Source organism: Glutamicibacter sp. AOP38-B1-38, from assembly GCF_052377485.1.
GTDB lineage: Bacteria > Actinomycetota > Actinomycetes > Actinomycetales > Micrococcaceae > Glutamicibacter.
The window spans coordinates 46637-65323 of sequence record NZ_JBQSWU010000002.1; the positions used below are offsets into that span (position 1 = coordinate 46637).

General features: G+C 63.9%; 18 protein-coding genes. 14 read left to right on the top strand and 4 right to left on the bottom strand.

Features of this window, described 5'->3' with window-relative positions; genetic code table 11:
* Nucleotides 1-350: 350 nt before the first annotated feature.
* Both ACT3TP_RS01340 and pdxS read left to right on the top strand, forming a co-directional pair.
* Entirely contained in the window at nt 351-947 is a 597-nt protein-coding gene (locus tag ACT3TP_RS01340; RefSeq protein ID WP_096284858.1) for a hypothetical protein, read from the top strand.
* A 165-nt stretch (nt 948-1112) separates the two neighbouring features.
* Complete coding sequence (gene pdxS, locus ACT3TP_RS01345) at nt 1113-2021, top strand: pyridoxal 5'-phosphate synthase lyase subunit PdxS (RefSeq protein WP_096284856.1); 909 nt, start codon at nt 1113-1115, stop codon at nt 2019-2021.
* Nucleotides 2022-2255: 234 nt separating this feature from the next.
* Here pdxS and ACT3TP_RS01350 read toward each other — a convergent pair whose 3' ends face one another.
* Nucleotides 2256-2450 (bottom strand): hypothetical protein, encoded by a 195-nt coding sequence (locus ACT3TP_RS01350; RefSeq protein WP_141393501.1) that lies wholly within the window; start codon nt 2448-2450, stop codon nt 2256-2258.
* Nucleotides 2451-2831: 381 nt separating this feature from the next.
* On the opposite strand from ACT3TP_RS01350, the gene ACT3TP_RS01355 reads away from it, so the two are divergent.
* Nucleotides 2832-3392, top strand: coding sequence for a dihydrofolate reductase family protein (locus ACT3TP_RS01355; RefSeq protein WP_096284852.1), 561 nt, complete (start codon nt 2832-2834; stop codon nt 3390-3392).
* Between the two features lie 73 nt (nt 3393-3465).
* Here ACT3TP_RS01355 and ACT3TP_RS01360 read toward each other — a convergent pair whose 3' ends face one another.
* Entirely contained in the window at nt 3466-4230 is a 765-nt protein-coding gene (locus ACT3TP_RS01360; RefSeq protein WP_096284850.1) for a GNAT family N-acetyltransferase, read from the bottom strand.
* Entirely contained in the window at nt 4230-6110 is a 1881-nt protein-coding gene (locus ACT3TP_RS01365) for a M3 family metallopeptidase (protein WP_444618924.1), read from the bottom strand. The genes ACT3TP_RS01360 and ACT3TP_RS01365 overlap by 1 nt, the downstream gene beginning before the upstream one ends.
* A gap of 204 nt (nt 6111-6314) precedes the next feature.
* Between ACT3TP_RS01365 and ACT3TP_RS01370 the strand changes: the two genes are divergently transcribed.
* Both ACT3TP_RS01370 and ACT3TP_RS01375 read left to right on the top strand, forming a co-directional pair.
* Nucleotides 6315-7454 (top strand): CapA family protein, encoded by a 1140-nt coding sequence (locus tag ACT3TP_RS01370; protein ID WP_444618926.1) that lies wholly within the window; start codon nt 6315-6317, stop codon nt 7452-7454.
* A 140-nt stretch (nt 7455-7594) separates the two neighbouring features.
* Nucleotides 7595-8005, top strand: a complete 411-nt coding sequence (locus ACT3TP_RS01375; protein WP_105649100.1) for a hypothetical protein — start codon at nt 7595-7597, stop codon at nt 8003-8005.
* Nucleotides 8006-8106: 101 nt separating this feature from the next.
* Here the strand turns inward: ACT3TP_RS01375 and ACT3TP_RS01380 are convergent, their stop codons facing one another.
* Nucleotides 8107-8937 carry an aldo/keto reductase gene (locus ACT3TP_RS01380; RefSeq protein ID WP_258133851.1) on the bottom strand — a complete coding sequence of 277 codons (831 nt, stop codon included), beginning with the start codon at nt 8935-8937 and terminating at the stop codon, nt 8107-8109.
* 211 nt (nt 8938-9148) lie between these two features.
* Between ACT3TP_RS01380 and pdxT the strand changes: the two genes are divergently transcribed.
* The 9 genes from pdxT to ACT3TP_RS01425 all read left to right on the top strand — a co-directional run bounded on the left by pdxT (nt 9149) and on the right by ACT3TP_RS01425 (nt 18637).
* On the top strand, nt 9149-9760 hold the full coding sequence (gene pdxT / locus ACT3TP_RS01385) for a pyridoxal 5'-phosphate synthase glutaminase subunit PdxT (RefSeq protein WP_105569034.1): 612 nt from the start codon (nt 9149-9151) through the stop codon (nt 9758-9760).
* A 3-nt stretch (nt 9761-9763) separates the two neighbouring features.
* Nucleotides 9764-10522 (top strand): YebC/PmpR family DNA-binding transcriptional regulator, encoded by a 759-nt coding sequence (locus tag ACT3TP_RS01390; protein WP_096284838.1) that lies wholly within the window; start codon nt 9764-9766, stop codon nt 10520-10522.
* Nucleotides 10523-10530: 8 nt separating this feature from the next.
* Complete coding sequence (locus tag ACT3TP_RS01395) at nt 10531-11139, top strand: crossover junction endodeoxyribonuclease RuvC (protein ID WP_096284836.1); 609 nt, start codon at nt 10531-10533, stop codon at nt 11137-11139.
* A 61-nt stretch (nt 11140-11200) separates the two neighbouring features.
* Nucleotides 11201-11818: a Holliday junction branch migration protein RuvA gene (gene ruvA / locus ACT3TP_RS01400; protein WP_096284834.1), complete on the top strand. Its 618-nt coding sequence runs from the start codon at nt 11201-11203 to the stop codon at nt 11816-11818.
* A gap of 9 nt (nt 11819-11827) precedes the next feature.
* A complete protein-coding gene (gene ruvB / locus ACT3TP_RS01405) occupies nt 11828-12877 on the top strand; it encodes a Holliday junction branch migration DNA helicase RuvB (RefSeq protein WP_096284832.1) in 1050 nt (349 codons plus the stop codon).
* Nucleotides 12878-13017: 140 nt separating this feature from the next.
* Nucleotides 13018-13425: a preprotein translocase subunit YajC gene (yajC, locus tag ACT3TP_RS01410; RefSeq protein WP_096284830.1), complete on the top strand. Its 408-nt coding sequence runs from the start codon at nt 13018-13020 to the stop codon at nt 13423-13425.
* Between the two features lie 57 nt (nt 13426-13482).
* Nucleotides 13483-15180 carry a protein translocase subunit SecD gene (secD, locus tag ACT3TP_RS01415; protein WP_444618930.1) on the top strand — a complete coding sequence of 566 codons (1698 nt, stop codon included), beginning with the start codon at nt 13483-13485 and terminating at the stop codon, nt 15178-15180.
* Complete coding sequence (gene secF / locus ACT3TP_RS01420) at nt 15173-16147, top strand: protein translocase subunit SecF (protein WP_096284826.1); 975 nt, start codon at nt 15173-15175, stop codon at nt 16145-16147. The genes secD and secF overlap by 8 nt, the downstream gene beginning before the upstream one ends.
* Before the next feature lie 222 nt (nt 16148-16369).
* Nucleotides 16370-18637: a RelA/SpoT family protein gene (locus ACT3TP_RS01425; RefSeq protein ID WP_096285285.1), complete on the top strand. Its 2268-nt coding sequence runs from the start codon at nt 16370-16372 to the stop codon at nt 18635-18637.
* Nucleotides 18638-18687: the final 50 nt, after the last annotated feature.

Here is an 18687-nt window from a genome sequence, read left to right on the forward strand (position 1 = left end):
TGCTTGAGCCGGGGCGGCAAGAACGTTGAATCGTTCTTGCCGCCCCGAGTCTTTTAATGCCGTTCTGCCCCGCCTTATCTGGTGATTTGCTGGATCAAATCCGCAGCTACGTAGCTAGACTGAGGCTGTCCGCTCAAGATCCACCCGCAGCGCCGGAGGCAATCCATGAACCCTAGTGCCGGCGCTGCGTCCCAGCCGCTGCCAAGTGCCGCAGAGCCACGCGAAATGCCGGAGGCGTCCTGCGGGCCAAGAATGGTCAAGCACGAAGTGGCAAACCTCGCGGCCCTGTCCTGGGGCGATAACGCCGGATCCGCCAAGCATCGTGGCGACTTCCCGCCCGGGTGCGCGCCATGACACCGACCGGAACCCTTGAGGAGCTGCGTGCCTGGATCATCGGCGGGACAGAGCATGAAATGCGTTTCGCGGTCCAAGGCGCCGCGCGGTATTCCATCGGCACCCTGATCGAGTTGCTCGAAGAGCTGCAATTTGACTACGACGAGGCGTGCGACAAGTTCCTGCGCGGCTGGCTGGAAACACTCAGCCCGCTGGAGCGCCTAGCGGCCGCGGTGCGCACCCGGCACTTCTACCAGCTGGGTCTGTGCGCGATCCCGCAGGCGGCGGATCGCGCACTGCTGCAGGTACTGGACTCAGTGGAGCCAGCCGTCGAGGAGCTGGCCGAAAACTTCGAATCGACCCATCGCCGCGCCAGCGATCCGGATCCCTCTTTCACCAAGCGCTACACCTCGCGCCTTCTGGCCTACGCAGGGCAACTGCGTTCGGTGGCAGCGGATATTGGCAACGATGCGCCGCTGCTGCGACATATCTCCGCTGAGGTGGCGCGCCTGGAGCGGGCAAATCCTGAAGGGAGCGGACAGCCGGAAAAATACCGGGTTGCGGACGCCCTGGACGCCGAGCCTAAAGTCCCATTCAAAAAACGTGTTGACTAGTGCTTAAACGTGGAATCTCAATGTTACGCACTAACCGATAATTAGGGGATGAATCTACCTGTAGTCGTTTGTGACGCAACACGGGAGGTAATAAAGCAAAGCGCTCCTACGATTACTGGCATAGCACCATTGTGCAATCACGTGTTCGAAAGGAATTTCCCGAAAATGTCATCAGCAGATCAGCGTCGCGATACCGTCGTCGGCTCCCAGCGCGTCAAGCGCGGCATGGCCGAAATGCTTAAGGGCGGCGTCATCATGGACGTTGTCACCCCGGAACAAGCACGCATCGCCGAAGATGCCGGTGCGGTGGCAGTGATGGCACTTGAACGCGTTCCTGCCGACATTCGCGCCCAGGGCGGCGTCTCGCGGATGAGCGACCCGGACATGATCGACTCGATCATCGCCGAGGTCTCCATCCCGGTGATGGCCAAGGCCCGCATCGGCCACTTCGTCGAGGCGCAGATCCTGCAGTCCCTCGGCGTGGACTACATCGATGAGTCCGAGGTCCTTTCCCCGGCGGACTTCGAGCACCACATCGACAAGTGGCCATTCACCGTGCCGTTCGTCTGCGGCGCCACCAACTTGGGCGAGGCCCTGCGCCGCATCAACGAGGGTGCGGCAATGATCCGTTCCAAGGGCGAAGCAGGCACCGGCGACGTTTCGAACGCCACCGGGCACATGCGCAAGATCCGCGCCGAAATCGCCAAGCTGGCGGCCCTGCCCGAGGACGAGCTCTACGTGGCGGCCAAGGAACTGCAGGCCCCGTACGAATTGGTCAAGGAAATCGCGCACACCGGCAAGCTTCCCGTGGTGCTGTTCACCGCCGGTGGCATCGCCACCCCGGCCGACGCTGCGATGATGATGCAGCTGGGCGCCGACGGCGTATTCGTCGGCTCGGGCATCTTCAAGTCAGGCAACCCGGAGCAGCGCGCCGCTGCCGTCGTGAAGGCCACCACCTTCTACGACAACCCGGATGAGCTGGCCAAGATCTCCCGCGGTCTGGGCGAAGCGATGGTCGGCATCAACGTCAACGAGCTGCCAGAGCCGCACCGCCTCTCCGAGCGCGGCTGGTAATAGCTGCCAACTGACACTCTCCGGGGTCACGCTGCCTGTAATTGGTGGCGTGGCCCCGGTTCGTTATGCCCGTCGCTGCAGGGAGATGCGTCGATCAACGGATAATTGCGGTTGGCAGATGGTGAACTTCCGACGAGCACGAGACGCAATATGAATCTGCACTGGAGGCGGGCACAGCTTGGCACGACCCGCCCGCACAGTGGCGAGTCCACGTAGTTCATTCGAAAAAAGGGGCTACTTCGTTTCATTCGGGTGGCTCGTGTCAACCTGTTCCAGGAAGACCGTGCGCTCGTGGACATAGAACCAGATGCGGGCCGCGCCCTTCGCTGTCCGCTTATGTTGCCACCGCTCGTGCGACGTCTCCCCGCGGGAGATCATGCCGAGCTCGTCCTTGAGCCCATAGTTCAACCGCCAAGGCATTTTCGTCACGCGAGTGGTCGAGCGCGAGGACTAACCCGACGTTGCGCTGGCCCGGTGCGTTCTGCGGATTCCCGTAGTGCCCAATGAGTCGATCAATCTGTTCCTCGACGGATAGCCACGGCTTCATGTACACCGCCATGGGCCTGCCAACAAAGAAAATCAGCCCGCGCCTTGCGGCAACGGGCTGATCATGATGACTAGAAGTCTAGCGCAATGAGCTTGAGCACCTGCCTCTTCTGGAGGCGAATGCGCCGTTGCCAATGCGAACGACGATCAGTTCTTGCCAGTCGACAGCCGGCAACCGCCGAGGGTTTTCGGCCTTCGCGAAGAGTTCCGTGCAGGCGCCGGTGCCGAGCTTGCAGTAGCTCCGAAAAATGGCAGACTGAGCCCATGACACAGATCATTTTCGACGCGGCCGTCACCCTGAATGGCTTCTTGGCCGATGAGAACCACAGCCTGCAATGGCTCTTCGACGTGCCCGGTGCCGGCGAACCCGATCCGGGACTGCTGCCGCAGAACGTGGGCGTGCACGTGGAGGGCGCCAACACCTACCTATGGGTGCTGGAACACGAAAATCTGCTGGCCGAACCGGCCAAGTGGCAAAAGCTCTACGGGGACAAGCCCACCTACGTCTTCACCCATCGGCAGCTGCCGATCCCCGAGGGGGCGAACGTGAAACTAGTCAGCGGCTCGGCCTCCGAGCAGCTGCCGGAGCTCCGCCGCGCGGCGGGCGAAGCTGATATCTGGGTGCTCGGCGGAGGGGAACTGCTCGGCCAGTTCCTCGATATCGATGCGCTCGATCGACTCGCGCTGACCATTGCTCCGGCGACGGTGGCCGGGGGAGCGGCCCTGCTGCCGCGCAGCATCGGCAGCGAGCGGCTGGAGCTGGCCGAGGCGCGCCAGGCTGGCCCCTTTGCCCGGCTGGTCTACCGGGTCAAAACCCTGGCCTAGGGCAAACAGGAGTTAAACGGCTGTGGCGGGACCCGGTGAAAACCGGTGTCCCGCCACAGCCGCAAGCCGCAATCTAGTTCCAGGAACGCAGAATCATATGCCTTCCGCGGCCGAGCAGACGCAACCCATTGGAGCTGAAGAATTCGGCACTGCCCGGGGTGCACGCGGCCAGCAGCTCCTGGGTTTTTTCCTCATCGGGCGGATCCAGCGGGTTGATCAGCGAACGCGACAGCCCGTGCAAGAGCGCGGTCCCCACGCCCTGGCGCCGATAGCCGGTGCCCACCGCCAGGGAATGCACCATCAGCTGCCCGCCCAGACCCTGCTGCACGAATCCGCGTCCGACGATATCCCCCTCCTCGGTGCGCGCCACCGCGTGCTCCACGCGGCGCAGCGCCGGGTGGCCGCTGGAGAGCTGTGTGGAGGTCTCGCGCCACAGATTCGTCACCTTCAGCTCGGCGGCATCCGGGCCGGTGGCCTCGGGAACGTTGTTGCCCAAACGGATTTTTCCCTCCCAGCGATTCATCGGGATCGCCAGCCGTCCGGCATGCCAAGCGATCTGCGCGCTGTCGGTGAAGCCGGCTTCCTTCAGCCCCTTGGCATCGGACCCGGAGTTCACCCAGGCCTCCACCCGTTGGGCACCCAGCCGCATTCCCTCGGCCAGCGCCGGACGCAGGCCCGCGGGCTCGGCCTGCTCGGGGAAGAGCAGCACCAGGCGCTTGCGCACCGGCTGCCAGGCCCAAGAACAGCCGTGGGTGGTAAAGATCTTGCCGCCGGTGGCTACCGCGAGGGCCTGCTGCCAATGGCTGAGAGCTTCCTGCGCGGAGGCAATTGTCGTCATTATTCTGCGTTCACCAATCCTCGACGGCGCAACAGCGGTTCGACCCGTGCGCTGCGGCCGCGGAACATTTCGTAAGACTCAAGTGGATCGCGCGTATTTCCACGCGCGAGCAATTCCTCACGGAACCGCATTCCATTTTCGCGCATTAAGCCCCCGTTTTCCTCGAACCACTGCACAGTGTCGGCATCCAGTACTTCGGACCAGATGTAGGAGTAGTACCCGGCCGAGTAGCCGTTGGCGAATATATGCTGGAAATACGCGGTCCGATAGCGTGGCGGGATCAGTTCTGGGGTGAACCCGAAGTTGGTTAATGTCTCACGCTCGAATTCTTCCGGGTCGGTGATGCGCGTGCCGGGCTCCAAGGTATGCCAGGCCCAGTCGAGCACGCTGGCCGCCAGGTATTCGGTGGTCGCGAACCCCTGGCCCCACAGCTCGGCCGCGCGGATCTTCTCAATCAGCTCATCCGCCAGCGCCTCGCCGCTCTCATGGTGCCGCGCATAGCCGCCGACTACCTCGGGATGCAGCACCCACATCTCGTTGACCTGCGAGGGGAATTCGACGAAGTCCCGCGGCACCGAGGTCCCCGAGAGCGTCGCATACTTCCCGTCGGAAAGCAGACCGTGCAGGGCATGGCCGAACTCGTGGAAGAGCGTATTGGTCTCATCCAGGGTCAGCAGGATCGGCTGCCCGGGCCCCGGGGCCGGGATATTGAGCGTATTGGTGACGATAGGGCGTTCGTGAAGATCCGCGGCGGCGTCGCGGATCGAGGTCATCCAGGCCCCGCCCTTCTTCGTTTCGCGTGCCAAGAAGTCTCCGCTGTACAGGCCCAGCGGGCTCCCGTCGGCATCGAATACCTCCCACACCCGCACCTGCGGATGGTAGGTCGGCAAATCGAAGCGTTCGCTGAAGCTGAGCCCATAGAGTTTTCCGGCGGTGGCGAACACGCCCTGGTGCAGCACCGAGTCCAGCTCGAAGTAGGGGCGCAGGGCCGCCGAATCCACCGCATAGCGCTCGCGCAACACCTGATTGGAATAGTAGGACCAGTCCCAGGCGTTCAGCTGACCGCCGGCCAATTCGCGCAGCGTTTCCGCTTCTGCATCCGCGTTCCGCACCGCGGCCAGGGTCAGCTCCTTCAGGCGCGTGGCCACCGCCTGCGTGGAGGGTGCCGTCGCGTCGGCCAGCACGGTTTCGGCATGGTTGGCATAGCCAAGCAGTGCCGCCCGATCGGCCCGCAGCGCGGCCATCTCCGCGGCCAGTGGCAGCGTTGAATTTTCGCTCAAGCCGCGGCTGAGCGACGCTTCGAATACCTTGCGCCGGGACTCCGACCGAGCCAAGGATGCCAGCACTGGCTGCCCGGTGGGGGAAACCAGCGGCAAGAGGCATCCGGACTCGTGCCCGGCGGCTGCGGCCGCGGCGCGGGCGGAGTCCAGCTGGGCCGGTTCCAGGCCTTCAAGCTCTTGGGCATCGGCAAAGTAGACCGCGTGGGCGTTCTGGTTTTCCAGCGCCTTGCTGGAGAACTCGGTGGACAGTTGGGAAAGCCGCGCATTCAGCGACTTGAGCTCTTCCTTGGCTTGCGCGTCCAATCGGGCGCCAGCAAGCTCGAAAGATTTGAGCGTCTCTCCGGCCAGCCGGGCATCTTCGCCCTGCAGTGTTTCCAGGTCTACACCGCGCAGCCGCGCATAGAGATCCGGGTTCAGCTGGATCTCGTCGCGCTGTGCGGTCAGGATGCCGTTGAGTTCGGACTGGATCTCGCGCAGCTCTTCGGTGCCGTGCGCCGAAAGCACGCTGAAATAGGCCATGAGCGTGCGGCGCAGCAACTGCCCGCTGCGTTCCAGCGCGAGGAAGGTGTTCTCGAAGCTCGCCGGGGCAGAGTCGGCCACGATGGCCGCTATCTGTCCAAGGTGCTCCTCGGCACCGGCATGGGCGGCCTACAGGTAATCTTCGGCAGTGATATTCGCGAAATCTGGCCACTGGTAGGGCAGCTGGCTGGGGTTCAGAAGCGGGTTTGGCATAGTGCCAGATAACCACAGGACACGTGATTTAGCTTGCATTAACACGGTCGCCCAGCCGCTAGGCTGGAGCCCATGAAGCAACGCGCGCTCCCGGTGTTCCTCGCATTCCTCCTGCTCACGAGCTGTTCTGCGAACACCTCCGGTGAGCCGACGCCGACGGCCAACGCACCGCAAAGCAAGCCAGTGCCCGTCCCAAGCACCCCCAGCCCTCCTCCCGAACCGCAGGAGCTCTCGCTGATGGCCACCGGGGATGTGCTGCTGCACCCGCAGCTGCTTGCCGAGGCGGAAACGGGCGATGGCCATGATTTCGCTCCGCTGCTGGCCGGGCTGGAGCCCTATGTGCAGGACGCGGACGTAGCCTTGTGCAACCTGGAGACGCCGATCGGCACCGCGCCGTACTCCGGCTACCCGATGTTCAGCGTCCCGGCGCAGATCGTCACGGACCTGGCCAAGCTCGGCTACGACGGCTGCACCACCGCCACCAACCACACCGTGGACAAGGGCACCGCCGGGGTCAACCGCACCCTGGACACCCTGGAGCAACAGGACCTGTTCGCCACCGGCTCCTACCGCACCGCCAAGGAGGCCGCGGAGCCGCCGATCATGACGGTGGATGGGGTGAAGTTCGGGATCATCGCCAGCACCTATTCGCTGAACGGGATGCGCGCGGACGCCGACTGGCAAGTGGATACCGGGGTGGGCGCGGCCAAACTCATCCAGCGGGCCAAGCAAGCGGCCAAAGATGGGGCCGAAATCGTTGTCGCCGCGATCCACGACGGCGCCGAATACAGCAGCAAACCCACCGAGGCGCAACGCCGGCTCGGGCGCGCCCTGGCCGAATCCGGCGCCTTCGACTTCATCTACATGCACCACACCCATTCGGTGCTGCCCATCGAGAAGCACGCCGGGACGTGGATCGTCTACGGCCTGGGCAACTCGGTGGCCAAGCATGCCACCCCCACGATCCTGAACCGCGAGGGGATCAGCATCAAGGCCACCTTCACCCGCGACCCGAAGGAGGACTGGGGGCTCAGTGAGCTGGCCTGGGTCCCGCATCAATTGAGCGAGTCCCCGGTGCGCTGGTGCCAGGTCGCCACCGCCGATGACTGCCTGCCGGCCGCCGACGCCAAGGCTTCGCTTGCGCGCACCACACAAACCGTGAACGCCTTTGATGCATTCGACGACGGACTGGTGCCATGGGAAGTCGATTAGCCAGTTGCCCCGCGCCCAGATCTACGGTGGCCTCCAAGGCCGTGGGCCTTGGAGGCGCCCAGGTCATCGCAACAGCTGTCCGAGGCGTACTGCGGTTACTCTTGCAATTTTTTGGCAGCCTCAACTTATAGGATCAAATCATGGCCGAAGACCGCATCGCGAAATTGGAAGAAGAAATCTCGGAACTGCGAGATCTGCTGACTTCTCTCACGCTCAGCGTGCAGTACCGGGAAGATATGGCATTCGAGGCCGCGCTTGCCTATAACCAAGTCGCCGGGCAAACACGAGCCGCCTTGATTCTGGTGTTGGGCTCCATCCAGAGTCGCGCGCTAGGAGAAGCACCGCGGCAGGTCAGCCAGCCATCGATGCTGGAGCCGTTCCCTGTTCTCGCCGAAGCCCAGGAGCCCGGGAGCATTGACTTGGCCGAAGCGATCCGGCTGGTTGCCCGGCTCGTCGGAAACCAGGAGCAGGCCTTCAACGTGCTCAAAGCGCATCAGGCCAGCGGCTTCGGAGCCGAGGCGTACAGGCGCCTGGGCTTGGGACTGCGCTGATTGAAGGCGATGGGCCAACCCTGCTTATCCAGGAGTCCCTGGGTCGCAATCCGCAGTCGAAGACCGTCTTTTAATGAAGTCCACCGCCTTTTGATGCGGGACTAGTGCCCGAAGCTGTCCGAGTCCATCTTCGGGCCGTCCCCGGAATCCAGCGCATCAATCGCGCGCATTTGCGCATCCGTCAGCTCGAAATCGAAGATGTCCAGATTCTCCGCCTGCCGCCGCGGATCCGCCGACTTCGGCGCGGCCCCGCGACCGGACTGCACATGCCAGCGCAAGGTGATCTGCGCCGGGGTTTTCCCGTAGTGCGCCGCCGGGGCGCTAATCGCCTCGGCCTGCAGGAATGCACCCATCCGGCCCAGCGGGGTATAGGCCACCGTGCGCACCCCGTGCGCGTCATTGGCAGCCAGCGTCTCGGCGTTCAGGTGCTCGGGGTCGATCATGATCTGGTTCACCGCCGGCAGCAGCCCGGCCTCGCGTACCGCCTGCAGATGCGCCGGCTTGAAGTTCGAGACGCCGGCCGCGCGGATCTTTCCCTGTTCGCGCAATTCGATGAGCCCGGCCAGCGCGTCGGTGAAGGTGCCCTGGTCCGGGTTCGGCCAGTGGATCAGAAACAGGTCCAGGTAGTCCACACCCAGGCGCTGCGCGGAATTCTCGAACGCCTGGCCCACCCCGGAGAACGAATGCCAGCGCTTGTTGAATTTGCTGGTCAAGAACACCTGGTCGCGCGGCAGCCCGCTGGCGCGCAGCCCGGCGCCCACCGCCTCTTCATTCTCGTAGTTTTCGGCGGTGTCTACATGCCGGTAGCCCAGGTGCAGGGCGCTGGCGACGGCGTCGCGCGCTTCGTTCCCGCGCATCGGCCAGGTGCCTAGGGCCAGCGCGGGCATATCCACTCCGCCTGGCAGTTCGAGGGTTTTGTGCTGGGCATCCAACGGGTAGCTCCTTGGCGAATCGGGTGGCGTCAACGGCCGGCGGATTTCGCGCCGAACCTCAAAGCAAGCTATCAACATTGCCCGCCGGCGGCCAACGTATCCACGACACACCGGGAAACATGCGCCGCGTCACGTGCCACCAGGAACTACCGTTGATCCGTCGCTAATTTTCCGGCGCCACTTCAGCCAAGCAATATTCGAAGGTAGATTCATGACGGTTATCGGCGTGCTCGCGCTCCAAGGCGACTTCCGCGAACATCTCAACGCCCTTTCCGGGCTCGGGGTCAAGGCCAGCGCGGTGCGTACCGTCCAGGAGCTGGCGGCGGTCGATGCGCTGATCATCCCGGGCGGTGAATCCTCGGTGATCGACCGGCTGACGCGCAGCTACGGGCTGGCCGAACCGATCAAGGCGCGCCTGGCCGCCGGAATGCCCGCCTATGGCTCTTGCGCGGGCATGATCATGCTTGCGGACCGGCTGGACAACCCGGCGGTTTCAAGCATCGGGTTGCAGCAGCAGACCCTGGGCGGGATCGACATGCTAGTGCGCCGCAACGCCTTCGGGCGGCAGGTCGACTCCTTCGAATACCCGCTGGAATTCGCCGGGCACAGCCTCGATGCGGTGTTCATCCGCGCACCCGAAGCCCTCGAAGTCGGGCCCGACGTGCAGGTGCTCAGTACGGTTCCGGCCCCTGAAAGCCGCGCACAAGGTAGAATCGTTGCAGTACGCCAGGGGAATTTGTTGGCAACCAGCTTCCATCCGGAAGTTACCGGTAGCCGCGCTATCCACGAATTTTTCATTAATATCACGCGAGGAGACGCTTAAAGCATGTCAGGCCACTCCAAATGGGCAACCACTAAGCATAAGAAGGCCGCGATCGACGCCAAGCGCGCCAAGGCCTTCGCTAAGTACATCAAGGGCATCGAAGTCGCCGCTCGTGTCGGCGGCGCCGATATGGCCGGCAACCCGGCCCTGGAACTTGCGGTCAGCAAGGCGAAGAAGAATTCGGTCCCGATCAACAACATCGACCGTGCCGTCAAGCGCGGCGCCGGGCTGACCGGCGAGGTCGTCGACTACACCGAGATCATCTATGAGGCACGCGGCCCGCAGGGCTCGGCGCTGCTGATCGAGTGCCTGACCGACAACAAGAACCGTGCGGCCTCCGAGGTCCGCGTGGGCATCAACCGCAACGGCGGCTCCGTGGCCGACCCCGGCTCGGTTTCCTACCTGTTCGCCCGCAAGGGCGTCGTCCGCCTGCCCAAGGGCGAGCTGACCGAGGATGACCTGCTGATGGTGGTGCTCGATGCCGGCGCCGACGAGATCCTGGACGAAGAGGAGAACTTCGCCATCGTCTGCGATCCCTCGGATCTGCGTGCCGTGGCCGCGGCTTTGGACGAAGCCGAGATCGCCTACGAAACCGACGAGATGGAATTCATCCCGTCGATGAAGGTGGACCTGGACGTCGAAGGGGCGCGCAAGTTCCTGCACCTGTACGACGCGCTGGAAGAGCTCGATGACGTGCAGAGCGTCTACACCAACGCCGACCTCTCCGACGAGGTCCGCGCGGCCCTCGACGAAGAGAACTAAGCACCGGCTTGGCCCTGCGCATCGTAGGCGTCGACCCCGGCCTGACCCGTTGCGGGCTGGCCGCGGTCGACGTCGCCGCCAATCGGCAGGTTGAACTGGTTGGCTTCACCGTGGCCGGCACCCCGACGGGCACTCCGCTGGACGCGCGCCTGCTGGCCATCGCCGAGGCGATCGACGCCTGGCTCGAACTGCACCAGCCCGACGTGCTCGCCTTGGAACGCGTCTTCGCTTCGGCGAACGTGTCCACGGTGATAGGCACCGCCCAGGTGACCGGCATCGTGATTCTCGCCGCGGCTCGCCGCGGCATTCCCGTGGCTCTGCACACTCCGACCGAGGTGAAGGCCGCGGTCACCGGCAGCGGCCAGGCCACCAAGGTTGCCATCGGCAAGATGGTCGCAAAGATCTGCCGGCTCGACGAGCCGCCCAAGCCCGCCGATGCCGCCGATGCGGTGGCCCTGGCCATCGCCCACGGGTGGCGCGGTGCGGCGGTCGGGTCCAACGCCTCGGCCTCGGCCTCGGCCACCGCCGGGCGGGTCGGTTCGAACCAGCTCACCGCCGCCCAGCAGGCGTGGATCGCCGCCGAAGCCTCGTCGAAGCGCCGGGCAACCCGCCGCTAATCGCCATTCGTAGGTATCTTCGATAAGCTGGGATCGTTCGAACATATTTTTGAGGAGTGGCATGATCAGCTCACTGACCGGCACGGTCCAGGCGGCAACCCTGAATTCCGCGGTTATCAACGTCAACGGCTTCGGCATGCTCGTGCACGCCACCCCCGCCACGCTGTCCACCCTGCACCTGGGCCGCGAGGCCACCGTGCACACCTCGATGGTGGTGCGCGAAGACTCGATGACCCTTTTCGGTTTTGCCACGCCCGATGAACGCGAGGTCTTCGAGGTGCTCATCGGCATCTCGGGCATTGGCCCGCGCACCGGATTGGCGATCCTGGCGGTGCACACCCCCGAAGAGGTCCGCATCGCGGCGAACACCAAGGACACCGCCGCCTTCACCAAGGTCTCCGGCATCGGACCGAAGGGCGCCAGCCGCATCGTGCTGGAGCTGAACGGAAAACTCGTACCTACCGGAGTGGATACCGCAACAGGCCGCCCGGGCACCGCCTCGGTGTGGGAGCCGCAGGTTATCGAGGCACTCACCGGCTTGGGCTGGACCGAAAAGGATGCCCAGTCCACGCTCACGGCGCTGGGCAAGGCGAATCCAGAGGTTGTCGAAACCGGCAACGTCTCCGAAATACTGCGTGCGGCCCTGCGCAGCATGTCCACCGGCGCCCGCGCCCGATAGGATGACCCCGTGAATGAGTCCACGCAGCTGACAAACGCCGGAAGCGAACCGGAAGAACGGGTGATCGAGGCCGCCCTGCGCCCGCGGAACCTGGATGACTTCGTCGGCCAGGGGCGGGTGCGCCAGCAGCTTTCGCTGGTGTTGGAAGCGGCAAAAATCCGCGAGCGAACCGCCGACCACGTGCTGCTCTCCGGACCTCCGGGGCTGGGCAAGACCACGCTGTCGATGATCATCGCCGCCGAAATGAACGCCCCGCTGCGCATTTCCTCCGGCCCTGCCATCCAGCACGCCGGCGACCTCGCCGCGATCCTCTCCTCGCTCACCGAGGGGGAGGTGCTCTTCCTGGATGAAATCCACCGCATGTCCCGTCCGGCCGAAGAGATGCTCTACATGGCGATGGAAGATTTCCGTGTGGACATCATTGTCGGCAAGGGGGCCGGAGCCACCGCGATCCCGCTGGAAATTCCACCGTTCACCCTCGTGGGTGCGACCACGCGCGCCGGGCTGCTGCCCGGGCCGTTGCGTGACCGCTTCGGCTTCACCGGGCATCTGGAATTCTATGCGGTCGAAGAATTGGAACTGGTGCTGCGCCGCTCGGCGATGATGCTCGACCTGCGCGTGACCTCCTCCGCATTCAGCGAGATCGCTAGCCGTTCGCGAGGCACCCCGCGTATTGCCAACCGCCTGCTGCGCCGCGTGCGCGACTGGGCGCTGGTCAACAAGCTCGAGCAGATCGATGCCAGCGCCGCAGCCGCTGCCCTTGAAATGTATGAGGTCGACCCGAGGGGGCTGGACCGGCTGGACCGTTCGGTGCTCGAAGCGCTGTGCAAGAAGTTCGGCGGCGGCCCGGTGGGGCTATCCACCTTGGCGATCGCCGTCGGAGAAGAAAGCGAGACGGTGGAAACCGTCGCCGAGCCCTTCCTGGTCCGCGAAGGCTTGATGGGGCGCACCCCGCGTGGCCGTATCGCGATGCCCGCGGCGTGGGAGCATCTGGGCCTAGTGATGCCCAAGGACGCGATTTTTGCCGGAGCCCAAAACTATGAAACCGATGTGGATTAGGTGAATAACTCTACTCTGCCCGCGTAAATGGCTAGGCGATTTGCTTTCAGCCATTAGACTGGAGACGCCCGACACATGCCCCGATTTTGGCATGCCCGGGCGTCTTAATTCTTTTAACGAATCGTTAGCAGGTATTACACGTGAATTCCCTCGTCCTTGCCCAGGCAGCCGGTGGCGGCTTCAACCCATCCATAATCCTGATGGTGGCGCTGTTCGCAGTGCTGATCATCATGATGATCCGCGGCCGCAAGAAGGTCTCCAAGCAGCAGGAAGCCCTGAAGACCAAGTCGGTTCCGGGCGCCAAGGTGATGACCAACTCGGGGATCTTCGGCACCATCATCAGCATCGATGAGCAGGATCGCGTGCTCGTCGAGGTCGCCAACGGCGTCGTGCTCACCTTGCACCGCCAGGCCATCTCCACCTTCCTGGACGCCGATGCGCCCGCCGCCCCGGCCGAAGACGCCGAGCAGGCTCCTGCCGTCGCCGAATCCCCAGAGGAAAGCCTGCGTCGTTTGAACGGCGAAGGCAAGGACGACCGCAACGCCTAAGGCAGGCACCATCGCGGTGGTAAACCATCACGCCACCAGTTCAAGAAAGCACAATAGATGTCATCAATTGGACCTGTAAAACAGGCACGCAAGGCGTTGCTGTGGTTACTGGTCGTCTTCATCATCGCAACCGGAGTCCTAGTTGCTGGTGTATCGACGGGCCAGACCAGCGCCGCCCCGAAGCTTGCGCTAGACCTTGAAGGCGGCACCCAGATGATCCTGGCCCCGCAAGTCAAGGGGGATGAAAGCATCAGCCAGGAGCAGCTGGACCAGGCGGTGGAGATCATCCGCCAGCGTGTAGCCGGCTCGGGTGTCTCCGAAACGGAAATCACCACCCAGTCCGGGCGCAACGTCGTCGTTTCGATGCCCGGTACCCCGGACGCCGAAACCCGCGAGCTGATCCAGGCTTCGGCCAATATGGAATTCCGCCCGGTGTTGATCACCGGTTCCTTCGAGGCTACGCCCGAGGAGCAGCGCACCGCCGAGGCGGACGTGCCAGAACCAAATGGCGAGCCGGAGAACCCTTCGGACACCAACTGGATCAGCAAAGAGATCTACAAAGAGTTCGAAGCCTATGACTGCCCCACGGTGCTCGCGGAGCGTGAAACCACCGAGCAGGATCCTACTAAGCCCACGATCTCCTGCGACCCGCGCCAGGGTGTGAAGTACATCCTCGGCCCGCAGGAAATTCCGGGTGACCAGATTTCCGATGCCTATGCCAATCTGGCGCGCGGCGTGCAGGGTGCGGTCACCGGCGAATGGGTCGTGGTCATCGAGTTCAACAAGCAGGGTGCCGAAACCTTCGCGGAAACCACCCAGCGCCTGATTGCATTGCAGGGTTCGCAGAACCAGTTCGCGATCGTGCTCGATGGAACGGTGATCTCCGCTCCGACCACCAACGCGGTGATCTCCGATGGCCGCCCGCAGATTTCCGGCGGCTTCACCGAAGAATCCTCCCAGGCGCTGGCCCAGCAGCTGAAGTACGGCGCACTGCCGATCAGCTTCGAGATCCAGTCCGAGCAGCAGGTTTCCGCCACCCTCGGTAGCGACCAGCTCAAGGCCGGCCTCATCGCCGGCGTCATCGGCCTGGTCCTGGTGTTCATCTACTCGCTCTTCCAATACCGCGCACTGGGCCTGGTGACGATCTTGTCGCTGCTGGTTTCCGGCGTGCTCACCTATCTGGCGATCGTGCTGCTTGGCTGGGCGATGAATTATCGCCTGTCGCTGGCCGGTGTGGCGGGTCTGATCGTCGCGATCGGCTTGATCGCGGACTCCTTCATCGTGTACTTCGAACGCGTGCGTGATGAGTTGCGCGATGGCCGTTCGCTGGCCAGCGCCGTGGACGTGGGCTGGTCCCGCGCCAAGCAGACCATCCTGGCCTCCAAGGCGGTCAACGTGCTGGCCGCCGTCGTGCTCTACGTGGTGGCGGTGGGCAACGTGCGAGGCTTCGCCTTCACCCTGGGCCTGACCGCAATCATCGACCTCGTCGTCGTTTACGGTTTGACCCACCCGACGCTGATGCTGCTGGCGCGCACGAAGTTCTTCGCCGATGGACACCGCCTCTCCGGGCTGGATCCATCCTTGCTCGGCGTGGTGCCGCTGTACCGCGGCGCGGGCCAGGTCCGCCGCTTCAACGAGAACGTTGAGACGAACCGGGGCAAGAAGAACTCCAAGGCGAGCGGCGAGGCTGCCAAGCGCATGACCATCGCCGAACGCCGCCGCGCCGAAGCAAACCGGGAGGAGAACAATGAATAAGCTCGCAGAGTGGGGCAACCAGCTCTACACCGGGAAAACGTCCTACCCGTTCACGCAGAAGCACCGCCTGTGGTTCCTGATCGCAGCGATCCTGGTGATCGCCTCGATCCTGGTCCCGGTGGTCAAGGGCGGCTTCAACCTGGGCATCGATTTCCGCGGTGGCTCGGAATTCATGGTTTCCGGAGTGCAGAATACCGACATCAGCCTCGGCGAGGACGTGGTGAAAACCGCCGCCTCCGGCGCCGAAGCCACCGTCACGAATATCGCCCCGGGCACCATGCGCGTGCAGACCGAACGGCTCAGCGACGACCAGACCATCACGGTGGCCGGCGAGCTGGCCGAAACCTATGGGGTGGACTCCAGCGAGGTGACCAGCAACTTCATCGGCCCGACCTGGGGACAGGACGTCTCACGCCAGGCGATGCTGGGCCTGCTGGCTTTCGTGGTGCTCGTCGGGTTGCTGATGGCCGCGTACTTCCGCACCTGGAAGATGTCGGTCGCCGCCATCGGGGGCCTGTTCGTGGTCATCATCATCACCGCCGGAATCTATTCGCTCTCCGGTTTTGAGATCACCCCGAGTGCGATCATCGGCTTCTTGACGATTCTGAGCTATTCGCTCTACGACACCGTGGTGGTGTTCGACAAGGTCCGCGAGAACACCAAGGACTATGAACAGCAGCAGAAGCGCACCTTCCAGCAGCTGGTGAACCTCGCGGTGAACCAGACGCTGGTGCGTTCGATCAACACCTCGGTGGTGGCGGTGCTGCCGGTCGCGTCGATTCTGTTCATCGGCTCCTACCTGTTGGGCGCCGGTACGCTCAAGGACCTGTCCTTGGCGCTGTTCATCGGCATCATCATCTCCAACCTGTCCACGTTGTTCGTGCAGGCGCCGCTGTACAGCTGGCTGCGCCACCGCGACGAGGACGTGCGCAAGCACACCCAGAAGCTCGAAGCGCTCGACGCCTAGGCATCCGGTCGCTTCCACCGCAGATTCCGTGCGGAGAAGCTGAACGACTAGTGCCTCGGATCCACCGATCCGAGGCACTTTCTCGTCTCGGAAAAGTTCGCGTAATTAGTTGTCACCGCGCGAACGTGCTATAACGAATGAACTAAAACAATGCATGGAGCCGGCCTCACGAGCTTGGCACCTAGCACCGTTATGACCGGCGACGGTGGGAAGGAGCGAGGCATGGCAAACACGCCGAACCTGAACAATTCGAAGCGGCGCTCGATCTCACGCCTAGTACGTTTTGCGGGCCGAGGAAGCACACCGAGCACCTCGCCGACCTTGGAGCCGCTGCTGCGCACGGTGAAGTCCAAGCATCCCAAGGCGGACCTGGACCTGCTGATCCACGCCTACGAAGTGGCCGAGAAGCACCACGAGGGGCAAAAGCGCAAGAGCGGGGACCCCTACATCACCCACCCGGTGGCCGTAGCGACGATCCTCGCCGAAATGGGGATGACCGGTTCGATCCTCGCCGCCGCGCTGCTGCACGACACCGTGGAAGACACCGACTATTCGCTGGAATCGGTCACCAAGGAATTCTCCGAAGAGATCGCGATGCTCGTGGACGGCGTCACCAAGCTCGACAAGGTCACCTACGGGGACGCGGCCCCGGCCGAAACCGTCCGCAAAATGGTGGTCGCGATGTCCCGCGACATCCGCGTGCTGCTGATCAAGCTCGCCGACCGGCTGCACAACGCGCGCACCTGGCGCTACGTGTCCCCGGAGTCCAGCTCCCGCAAGGCGAAGGAAACCCTGGAGATCTTCGCGCCGCTGGCCCATCGGTTGGGCATGAACGCGGTCAAATGGGAGCTGGAAGACCTCTCCTTCGCCGCCTTACACCCCAAGGTGTACCAGGAGATCGTGCGCATGGTGGGGGACCGCACCCCGGAACGCGAAAAATACCTGGCCAGCCTCCGCGAACGGCTGAACAGCAAACTCGGCGAGCTGAACGTGCACGCCGCGGTGACCGGGCGCCCGAAGCACTACTACTCGATCTACCAGAAGATGATCGTGCGCGGCAAGGATTTCGACGACATCCACGACCTGATGGGCGTGCGCATCACCGTCGACTCGGTGAAGGACTGCTACGGCGCGCTGGGCGTGGTGCACGCCGAATGGAATCCGCTGCCCGGACGGTTCAAGGACTACATCGCGCTGCCGAAGCTGAACCTCTACCAGTCGCTGCACACCACGGTGATGGGTCCCGAAGGCAAGCCGGTGGAGATCCAGATCCGCACCCACGAGATGCATCTGCACGCCGAGAACGGGGTGGCCGCGCACTTCCAGTACAAGCACGGCGAACGCGGCGATTCGATGCTCTCCGCGGAGAAGAACATGGAATGGCTGCGCTCGTTGATGGAGTGGCAGGAAGACACCACCGACTCCGAGGAATTCCTCGACGGGTTGCGCTACACCATCAACTCCGCCGAGGTGTACGTGTTCACCCCGAAGGGCGACATCATGTCGCTGCCGGTCGGGGCCACGCCGATCGACTTCGCCTACTCCATCCACACCGATGTAGGCCACCGCACCATCGGCTCACGGGTCAATGGCAAGCTCGTTCCGCTGCACACCGAATTGAAGCAGGGCGACGTGGTGGAGGTCTTCACCTCCAAGGCCGAGGATGCCGGTCCTTCACAGGACTGGCAGAACTTCGTCAAATCCCCGCGCGCCAAGGCGAAGATCCGCGCCTACTTCAGCAAGGAGCGCCGCGAAGAAGCGATCGAAAAGGGCAAGGAGCTGCTCACCAAGGAGCTGCGCCGCAATCAGCTGCCGCTGCAGCGGCTGATGACCCACGAGCTGCTGACCACGGTGGCCACGAACCTGCACCACGTGGACATTTCGGCGCTTTACCAGTCCGTGGGCGACGGGCATACCAGTGCGCAGAACGTCATCGAGCATCTGGTGGCGCTCACCGGCCCGCCAGCGGGCGAACAGGTCGACGAGGAAGCCACGGTCACTCCGAGCCTCGCCAAGCCCACCACGGGCAACGACGCGGGCGTCATCGTCCAGGGCGTGGGCGATGTGCTGGTCAAGCTGGCCCGCTGCTGCACCCCGGTGCCCCCGGATGACATCGAAGGCTTCGTCACCCGAGGTGCCGGCGTCTCGGTGCACCGCACCGACTGCCTGAACCTGGCTCAGCTGGCCCAGCAGCCGGACCGGCTGGTCTCGGTCGCCTGGGCGGAGAAGCACCACGGGGTGTTCGTGGTCGAAATCCAGGTGGAGGCGCTGGACCGCAAGCAGCTGCTGTCAGATGTCACCCGGATCCTGTCCGAAAGCCACCTGAACATCCTCTCGGCCAGCGTGCAGACCAGCCGCGAACGCGTGGCGATCTCGCGCTTCTCCTTCGAGATGGGCGATCCGAAGTTCCTGAGCCACGTGCTCAACCAGGTCCGCCGCATCGATGGCGTGTACGACGTCTACCGCACCACCGCCGGCAGCCGCCGGTAAGCAGCATAAAGCGAACCCCGCCACCGCGACCCGAGGTCAGCGGTGGCGGG

What these genes read in the sequence shown, in the direction of transcription:
- ACT3TP_RS01340 (WP_096284858.1), top strand. Translation starts at nt 351, where the DNA reads ATGACACCGACCGGAACCCTTGAGGAGCTGCGTGCCTGGATCATCGGC.
- pdxS (WP_096284856.1), top strand. Translation starts at nt 1,113, where the DNA reads ATGTCATCAGCAGATCAGCGTCGCGATACCGTCGTCGGCTCCCAGCGC.
- ACT3TP_RS01355 (WP_096284852.1), top strand. Translation starts at nt 2,832, where the DNA reads ATGACACAGATCATTTTCGACGCGGCCGTCACCCTGAATGGCTTCTTG.
- ACT3TP_RS01360 (WP_096284850.1), bottom strand. Translation starts at nt 4,230, where the DNA reads ATGACGACAATTGCCTCCGCGCAGGAAGCTCTCAGCCATTGGCAGCAG.
- ACT3TP_RS01370 (WP_444618926.1), top strand. Translation starts at nt 6,315, where the DNA reads ATGAAGCAACGCGCGCTCCCGGTGTTCCTCGCATTCCTCCTGCTCACG.
- ACT3TP_RS01375 (WP_105649100.1), top strand. Translation starts at nt 7,595, where the DNA reads ATGGCCGAAGACCGCATCGCGAAATTGGAAGAAGAAATCTCGGAACTG.
- pdxT (WP_105569034.1), top strand. Translation starts at nt 9,149, where the DNA reads ATGACGGTTATCGGCGTGCTCGCGCTCCAAGGCGACTTCCGCGAACAT.
- ACT3TP_RS01390 (WP_096284838.1), top strand. Translation starts at nt 9,764, where the DNA reads ATGTCAGGCCACTCCAAATGGGCAACCACTAAGCATAAGAAGGCCGCG.
- ruvA (WP_096284834.1), top strand. Translation starts at nt 11,201, where the DNA reads ATGATCAGCTCACTGACCGGCACGGTCCAGGCGGCAACCCTGAATTCC.
- secD (WP_444618930.1), top strand. Translation starts at nt 13,483, where the DNA reads ATGTCATCAATTGGACCTGTAAAACAGGCACGCAAGGCGTTGCTGTGG.
- secF (WP_096284826.1), top strand. Translation starts at nt 15,173, where the DNA reads ATGAATAAGCTCGCAGAGTGGGGCAACCAGCTCTACACCGGGAAAACG.
- ACT3TP_RS01425 (WP_096285285.1), top strand. Translation starts at nt 16,370, where the DNA reads ATGGCAAACACGCCGAACCTGAACAATTCGAAGCGGCGCTCGATCTCA.